We start from the raw sequence: 6,701 nt of genomic DNA, 5'->3' as shown, positions 1-6,701 counted from the left end.
GGCCGGCGCCGGCGGTGAGGACCTGTCCCATGATGACGTAGTCGACCTGTTCGGGTGCGACTCCGGACTTGTCGAGGGCGCCTTTGATGGCGATGCCGCCGAGGTCGGACCCGGAGAGGTCTTTCAACGATCCGAGGAGTCGACCCATCGGGGTACGAGCTCCCGCAACAATCACAGTGGTCGTGTCGGTCATGCCAGTTCAACTTTCAGTTCGGTGCCGGTTGCGGCGACTACGTCTTCGACGCTGACATCGGGGGCGAGTTCACGCAGGACGAGTGGACCTTCTTCGCTCACGTCGATGACGGCGAGGTTGGTGATGATCCGATTCACCACGCCCTGGCCGGTGAGCGGCAGGGTGCAGGCGTCAACGATCTTGGGGTTGCCGTCGCGGTCGTTGTGCTCCATGACGACGATGACACGCCGGGCACCGTGGACGAGGTCCATTGCGCCGCCCATGCCCTTGACCATCTTGCCGGGGACCATCCAGTTTGCGAGGTCACCCGTCTTCGACACCTGCATACCGCCGAGGACTGCGGTGTCGATGTGGCCGCCGCGGATCATCCCGAACGAGAGGGCCGAATCAAAATATGCTGCACCGGGGTTGACGGTCACGGTCTCTTTGCCGGCGTTGATGAGGTCAGGATCGACGTTGTCCTCGGTGGGATACGGTCCGGTGCCGAGAATTCCGTTCTCCGAGTGCAGGACCACACGAACGTCCGAGCCCAGGTATCCGGGAATCAGTGTGGGAAGGCCGATTCCGAGATTGACGTACTCCCCGTCGATCATCTCTGCAGCCGCCCGCGCTGCCATCTGCTGGCGCGTCCAACCCGTCACTGTCACTGGTGCGGTCATCGTGAGGTTCCTTCCGAAGCGCTGACGGTTCGCTTTTCGATTCGCTTGTTCTGAGGTCCGGTGTGGACTACGCGCTGGACGAAGACCCCAGGTAGATGCACTGACGCCGGATCGATTTCACCGGGTTCGACGAGGCGTTCCACCTGCGCGATGGTGATGCGACCGGCCATGGCAGCGAGAGGGTTGAAGTTCATCGCGGTCTTGTCGAACACGAGGTTGCCGTCGGTGTCACCGAGAACGGCGTGCACGAGTGCGTAGTCGGCGTTGATCGCCTCTTCCATCACGTAACGCTTGGTTCCGAAGACGCGAGTCTCCTTCGGAGGCGATGCAATAGCGATCGAGCCGTCGGCGTCGTAGCGCCATGGCATTCCGCCGTCGGAGATGGGGCTACCCACTCCGGCCGGTGTGAAGAATGCGGGGATTCCGGTTCCGCCGGCGCGCAGACGCTCGGCGAGCGTGCCCTGCGGCGTCAGTTCCACTTCGAGTTCGCCGGCCAGGTACTGCCGGGCGAACTCCTTGTTCTCGCCGACGTACGACGCGGTCACTCGTCGGATACGGCCGGCGCTCAGCAAGATTCCGAGACCGTGATCGTCGACGCCGCAGTTGTTGGAGAACACCTCGAGGTGGGTTGCACTCGTAGCTGCGATCGCGTCGATCAACACGTCGGGGATGCCGCACAAGCCGAATCCGCCGACGGCCAGCGTTGCGCCGTCGACGATGTCGGCGACCGCCTCCGCTGCGGACTCGTACACCTTTGCTGTCATGTTCTCTCCCTGCCAAGCGTTCATTGAGTAGACACTCACTCACTTCGATATCCAGTGAACTATCTCCAGTTCACAGGTTCAAGGAATCTCGAACATCAACCGAGAACTGATCGACTACTGATCGTCTGAAGGAATTTCGTTCATTGAATGGACGCTAGGATGGCTGCATGCCAACTCACGGGCAATCGCCGGCCGTGGTCGCGCGGGTGGCTGCACTTCTGCGAGCCCTCGGCGCGTCCGAACCAACGGGCACTTCCACCACGGAATTGGGCAAGGTCACCGGCCTCGCTCGGCCCACTGCGCACCGACTGCTCACGTCCCTGGCTGCCGAAGGACTGGTCGACCGTGACGCACGAACCGGTCGGTGGTCTCTCGGCCCGGAGTTGTACCTCCTGGGGGCGGCGGCCGGAAATCGGTACGACATCACCGACCGGGCTCGCGACGTCGTCGACGAACTTGCCCGGGTTACGGGGGAGAGCGCCTTCTTGTCGGCACGCCGAGGTGACGAGACCGTCTGCATCCTGAGTCAGGAAGGCAGTTTTCCACTGCGATCTCACGTGCTGCACGAGGGGAAGCGTTTCCCGTTGGGGGTCGCGTCGGCGGGGCTTGCCATCTTGAGCCACCTACCGGCGCGGGACGTCGACGACTATTTCGCCCGGGTGAATCTGGATTCGGAGTGGGGTGAGATCCACAGTGAGACATCGATTCGAGAGCGAATCGAGTCGACGCGTGTCACCGGGTACGCGGTCAATCCAGCCCTCATCGTCGAGGGAAGCTGGGGGATGGGTGCCGCGGTGTTCGATCGCAACGGTCGCCCGGCCTGGGCGCTGAGCCTGACCGGAGTGGAAACACGCTTCCGGCCCGCGCGTCATGCCGAGTTGGGAACGCTACTCCTCGAGTATGCTCATACGTTGTCGAACCGACTGAAAACACATGCAGTGAACTAGCTTTCGATAAACACGCTTTAGGCAGGAGCGTGCTTTACCTTCGTGCGCACGTGTGCCTTCTCGCCTTGCGGGCCGAACAGGTGCAAGATCTCCACCACCTGTTCATCGGCAGGCCCGAACCAATGGGGCTCGGCAGTGTCGAACTCCGCGACTTCCCCGGGGTGCAGGACAACCTCGTTCGCCCCCAGGATGAGACGCAGATCCCCGGCGAGGACGTAGAGCCATTCGTAGCCGGCGTGGGTGACGAGCTTCGGTGGACGCGGCCCGATCACCTGCTTGAAGACCTGCACTCGGCCGGGATAGCGCGTCAACGGAACGACGGCACTGCCGTTCTTGCGTCGGCTCGGGGTGAGATGGACCCGAGGATCGCCCGTAGCGGGGGCGCCGACGAGTTGGTCCAGCGCGACCCGGTGCGCTCGGGCAAGCGGCAACAGCAGATCGAGGGTGGGACGACGCTTACCCGATTCGAGGCGTGAGAGTGCGCTGACGGAGATGCCGGTGGCTTCGGACAGGCCCTCGAGGGTCAATCCGCGATCGCGTCGGAGCGTGCGCAGTCTCGGTCCGATATCGGTGATCAACTGCTCGAATTCAGCATCCATGCTGTCCATCTTTGCAGTTTCCGCAAAATTTCTACCGGCTTCGGACGCTGGAGAGCAACGATCCTTTCGACAGTCGAGTACGGCTGAGCACTTCGAGAGATGGAGTCCGACCATGAAACCTTCGAGCGGGATCGAACCGCAAGTGATCGGACTCGATGCAGGGCGGCGATGGGGCATCCTGGCGATCTGCTGCACGAGCCTGTTCGTCGTCGGGTTGGACACCACCATCGTCAACGTGGCCCTGCCGACGATCGGTGAGGGATTTCGCGTCGGAACCCGTGGTCTGGAATGGGTCGTCAACGCGTACACACTCGTCCTGGCGAGCTTGCTGATCTCGTCCGGAGCAGTGGCCGATCGTTTCGGCAGGAGACGAGTCTTTCAGATCGGGCTCGTCGTCTTCGGGGTGGCGTCGATTGCCTGCGCGCTCGCTCCGTCCGTCGAGATGTTGATCGCGGCGCGGATCGTCCAAGGCGTCGGCGGGTCGATGCTCAGTCCGGTTGCCTTGGCGATCGTCGTCAACGTGATGACCGACCCGAAGGAGCGGGCCAAGGCAATCGGGGTGTGGGCCGCGGTCTTCGGCCTGAGTATGGCGGCAGGGCCGATCGTCGGCGGCGTGCTCATCGAAAGTTTCGGCTGGCGATCGGTTTTCTGGATCAACGTGCCGGTGATCTTGGCCGTGCTCGTCTTGACTGCTGTGTTTGTTCCGGAGTCCCGAGCGCAGCAGTCGCGACGACTCGATCTTCCCGGTCAGTTGCTACTGGTGATTCTTGTCGGCGGGGCGGTTGCCCTTCTGATCGAGGGTCCGCGAATCGGATGGTTCTCTGCCGCGGCGACGGCAGGGTATGTCGTTGTTGCTGCAGCGTTGGCCGCATTCATCCGCGTCGAATCACGCAAGCGCGAGCCGCTGATGGATCTGGCGCTCTTTCGTCGCAGAACGTTCTCGTCGGCTGTGGTCGGCGCTGTCGTGGTGTTCGTAGCGTTGAACGCGACGCTACTGCTCGGCACGTTCTACTTGCAGCACTCCCGCGGAATGAGTCCGGCACTGGCCGGCGCGATCACCCTTCCGATGGCTGTTGCGGCAACGGTCTGCGCGCCGTTGTCCGGAATACTCGTCGGACGCTTCGGCCCGCGGCGGCCGCTTCTCATTGCTGGTAGCTTCACGACACTCGGTGGGCTGTGCCTGGTCTCGCTCGACAACAATACGGCGATTCCGATGCTCTTGGCCGCTTACCTGTTCCTCGGTATCGGATTCGGGTTCTCGAATGCCCCGATCACCAACACCGCCGTCAACGGGTTGCCGAGATCGCAGGCGGGGCTTGCTGGTGGAATAACCTCCAGTGCACGCCAATTCGGTGCTGCTCTCGGTGTTGCGCTGGCCGGTGGCATTATCGGCGGCAGTGCATCGGTGGATGTCGCGCAGGCATCGAGGTCGGGATGGATCCTGGTTGCCGGATGTGGGATCGCGGTCCTGGTGATTGCACTCGCATCTCGGAATTCCGAGGAACTCCCCGGCTGATCACCTCGCGTGTTCGTGCGAGCTTCACCCTGCGCGGGTGATTCCAAGCGCGTGCCCAACCGATACAGATGATGGGGTATCAGATCGTCGTATCCGAGCGGGGAGTGCCATGTGCCAGACACCTAAGGACGCAACACCGGCCACAGTCACGGCGAATCGCGAGGCAGTCGCACGGTATGCCATGGACGACCGGCAGGATTTTGCCGACGCGGATCGAGGATTGATCGCTCCGTTGCCGGGCAAGGTTGTCGCCGATGACGGGCATACGGTCTTCGATCCCGATGCGATGGCATACCTCGGTGACGATGTTGCCGCGCCGGAGACAGTCAATCCGAGCCTGTGGCGTCAAGGACAACTGATGCGCCGAGGTGGTCTGTATCAGGTGACGGATCGCCTTTACCAGGTACGGAACAACGACCTGGCAAATTTGACGGTTGTCGAAGGTGGCGAGGGACTGATCGTCATCGACTGTATGGCGGGGGTCGAATCGGCGCGCCAGGGTATGAAGATGATTCGTGAGCACGTCAGCGACAAGCCAGTTTCGGCGATCATCTACACGCACACCCACATCGACCACTACGGCGGAGTCAAAGGGATCGTCGATCTGGACGACGTGACGTCCGGGCGAGTTCCGATCATCGCACCGGGCACGATCGCGTCGTTCGACAAGTTCGCGATCGGGGAAAACGTCGTCGCCGGAAATGCCATGGCGAGACGGTCCTTCTACGCCTTCGGTGGATTGCTCGATCTCGATGCCAAAGGGATGGTTACCTGCGGCATCGGCACGATCAGCACGAAAGGTCCACTTGTCTCGTATATTTCCCCCACTGACAGCATCACGGAGACCGGAACGAAGCGTGAGATAGCCGGTCTGGAATTCGAGTTCCTCTACGCGCCGGATACCGAGGCCCCGGAGGAAATGCACATCTGGATCCCCGAACTCGCCGCGCTGACCTGTGCGGAGAACGCCAATCATTCGCTCCACAACATCCAGACCTTAAGAGGTGCGCGCACTCGCGACGCTCGGAACTTCGCGCGGTATCTGGACGAGACTCTCGAACGGTGGGGAGACGACGCGGCTGTTCACTACGGACCGCACACGTGGCCGGTGTGGGGTAACGAGAACCTGGTGCCGTTCATCGAATCGCAAAGGGACACTTACAAGTACATTCACGACCAGGCACTCCGTCTCGCGAACAAGGGGTACACGCCGCTCGAAGCTGCCGAGGTGATCGAACTACCGGACGAACTCGGGCGCAAGTGGTACAACCGCGGATATCACGGCACTCTGCACCACGACGTTCGCGCCGTGTACACCAAGGAACTGGGAATGTGGGACGGCGATCCGGTGTCGCTTCATCCTCATCCGCCGGTCGAATCGGCGAAGAGGTTCGTCGATCTCCTTGGCGCGCAGAAGATCCTGGACGAGGGTAAGCGGGCATTCGACGCCGCGGACTACCGATGGGCGGCAGAGATCCTGCACAAGTTGGTGTTCGCGCAACCGGAGAACGCCGAAGCGAGGAACCTGCAAGCCGACGTCTACGAGCAGATGGGCTATCAAGCCGAAGGGCCGCAGTGGCGTGGGATCTATCTCTCGGCCGCGTTGGAACTACGCGAGGGCGCCCAGCCTGCCCCGTACGTCACGGCAAGTCAGGACAGTGTCCTCGCGATGCCCATCGACATCCTCTTCGACTTCGTTGCAATACATCTCATCGGCGACAAGGCCACCGACGCGGAACTGCGGATCGATTTCGTGTTCACCGATCGCGGCGACGAGGCATGGACTGCGTGGGTCAAGCGCGGTGTCCTCAATGCACGTAAGGGTGCGTCACCGAACACACAACTGACGGTCTCGGGCCCGAAGGCGGCGCTCGTGGGAGCGCTTCTTCAACCGGGCGCGGCCGCCGAACTGGCCAAGGCCGGGCAGATTTCGCTCGACGGAGACGAATCAGCGCTCGAGACGCTGGGAGGGTTGCTCGATACCTTCGATCCCAGTTTCAATATCGTCACGCCGTAACGAAGG

The 6,701-nt window shown here is 62.1% G+C and carries 7 protein-coding genes; 3 read left to right on the top strand and 4 right to left on the bottom strand.

Annotated elements, in window-relative coordinates; genetic code table 11:
* The 3 genes from QRN54_RS16450 to QRN54_RS16440 all read right to left on the bottom strand — a co-directional run.
* A partial coding sequence (locus QRN54_RS16450; RefSeq protein WP_502944054.1) for a thiolase family protein occupies positions 1–193 on the bottom strand: 193 nt, incomplete at its 3' end.
* Positions 190–852: a 3-oxoacid CoA-transferase subunit B gene (locus tag QRN54_RS16445; protein ID WP_007726396.1), complete on the bottom strand. Its 663-nt coding sequence runs from the start codon at positions 850–852 to the stop codon at positions 190–192. The genes QRN54_RS16445 and QRN54_RS16450, both read right to left, overlap by 4 nt.
* The gene (locus QRN54_RS16440; RefSeq protein WP_285182430.1) at positions 849–1,616 is read right to left on the bottom strand and encodes a CoA transferase subunit A; all 768 of its coding nucleotides are present in this window, start codon (positions 1,614–1,616) and stop codon (positions 849–851) included. Before QRN54_RS16440 ends, QRN54_RS16445 begins: the two co-directional genes overlap by 4 nt.
* A gap of 167 nt (positions 1,617–1,783) precedes the next feature.
* Between QRN54_RS16440 and QRN54_RS16435 the strand changes: the two genes are divergently transcribed.
* On the top strand, positions 1,784–2,563 hold the full coding sequence (locus QRN54_RS16435; protein WP_285182429.1) for an IclR family transcriptional regulator: 780 nt from the start codon (positions 1,784–1,786) through the stop codon (positions 2,561–2,563).
* A gap of 17 nt (positions 2,564–2,580) precedes the next feature.
* Here the strand turns inward: QRN54_RS16435 and QRN54_RS16430 are convergent, their stop codons facing one another.
* A complete protein-coding gene (locus QRN54_RS16430; protein ID WP_064689456.1) occupies positions 2,581–3,162 on the bottom strand; it encodes a helix-turn-helix domain-containing protein in 582 nt (193 codons plus the stop codon).
* A 112-nt stretch (positions 3,163–3,274) separates the two neighbouring features.
* Between QRN54_RS16430 and QRN54_RS16425 the strand changes: the two genes are divergently transcribed.
* Together QRN54_RS16425 and QRN54_RS16420 are read left to right on the top strand one after the other, a co-directional pair.
* Positions 3,275–4,678: an MFS transporter gene (locus tag QRN54_RS16425; RefSeq protein WP_283543079.1), complete on the top strand. Its 1,404-nt coding sequence runs from the start codon at positions 3,275–3,277 to the stop codon at positions 4,676–4,678.
* Positions 4,679–4,787: 109 nt separating this feature from the next.
* A complete protein-coding gene (locus QRN54_RS16420) occupies positions 4,788–6,695 on the top strand; it encodes an alkyl/aryl-sulfatase (protein WP_042452401.1) in 1,908 nt (635 codons plus the stop codon).
* Positions 6,696–6,701: the final 6 nt, after the last annotated feature.

Source organism: Rhodococcus sp. MEB032 (assembly GCF_030208925.1).
GTDB classification, from domain to species: Bacteria; Actinomycetota; Actinomycetes; order Mycobacteriales; family Mycobacteriaceae; genus Rhodococcus_F; species Rhodococcus_F qingshengii.
The sequence above is the reverse complement of the archived record's forward strand: the minus strand, read 5'-3'. Positions and strand labels throughout refer to the sequence as shown.

Coding starts and splice junctions, on each gene's coding strand:
- QRN54_RS16445 (WP_007726396.1), bottom strand. CDS start 852: ATGACCGCACCAGTGACAGTGACGGGTTGGACGCGCCAGCAGATGGCA.
- QRN54_RS16440 (WP_285182430.1), bottom strand. CDS start 1,616: ATGACAGCAAAGGTGTACGAGTCCGCAGCGGAGGCGGTCGCCGACATC.
- QRN54_RS16435 (WP_285182429.1), top strand. CDS start 1,784: ATGCCAACTCACGGGCAATCGCCGGCCGTGGTCGCGCGGGTGGCTGCA.
- QRN54_RS16430 (WP_064689456.1), bottom strand. CDS start 3,162: ATGGATGCTGAATTCGAGCAGTTGATCACCGATATCGGACCGAGACTG.
- QRN54_RS16425 (WP_283543079.1), top strand. CDS start 3,275: ATGAAACCTTCGAGCGGGATCGAACCGCAAGTGATCGGACTCGATGCA.
- QRN54_RS16420 (WP_042452401.1), top strand. CDS start 4,788: ATGTGCCAGACACCTAAGGACGCAACACCGGCCACAGTCACGGCGAAT.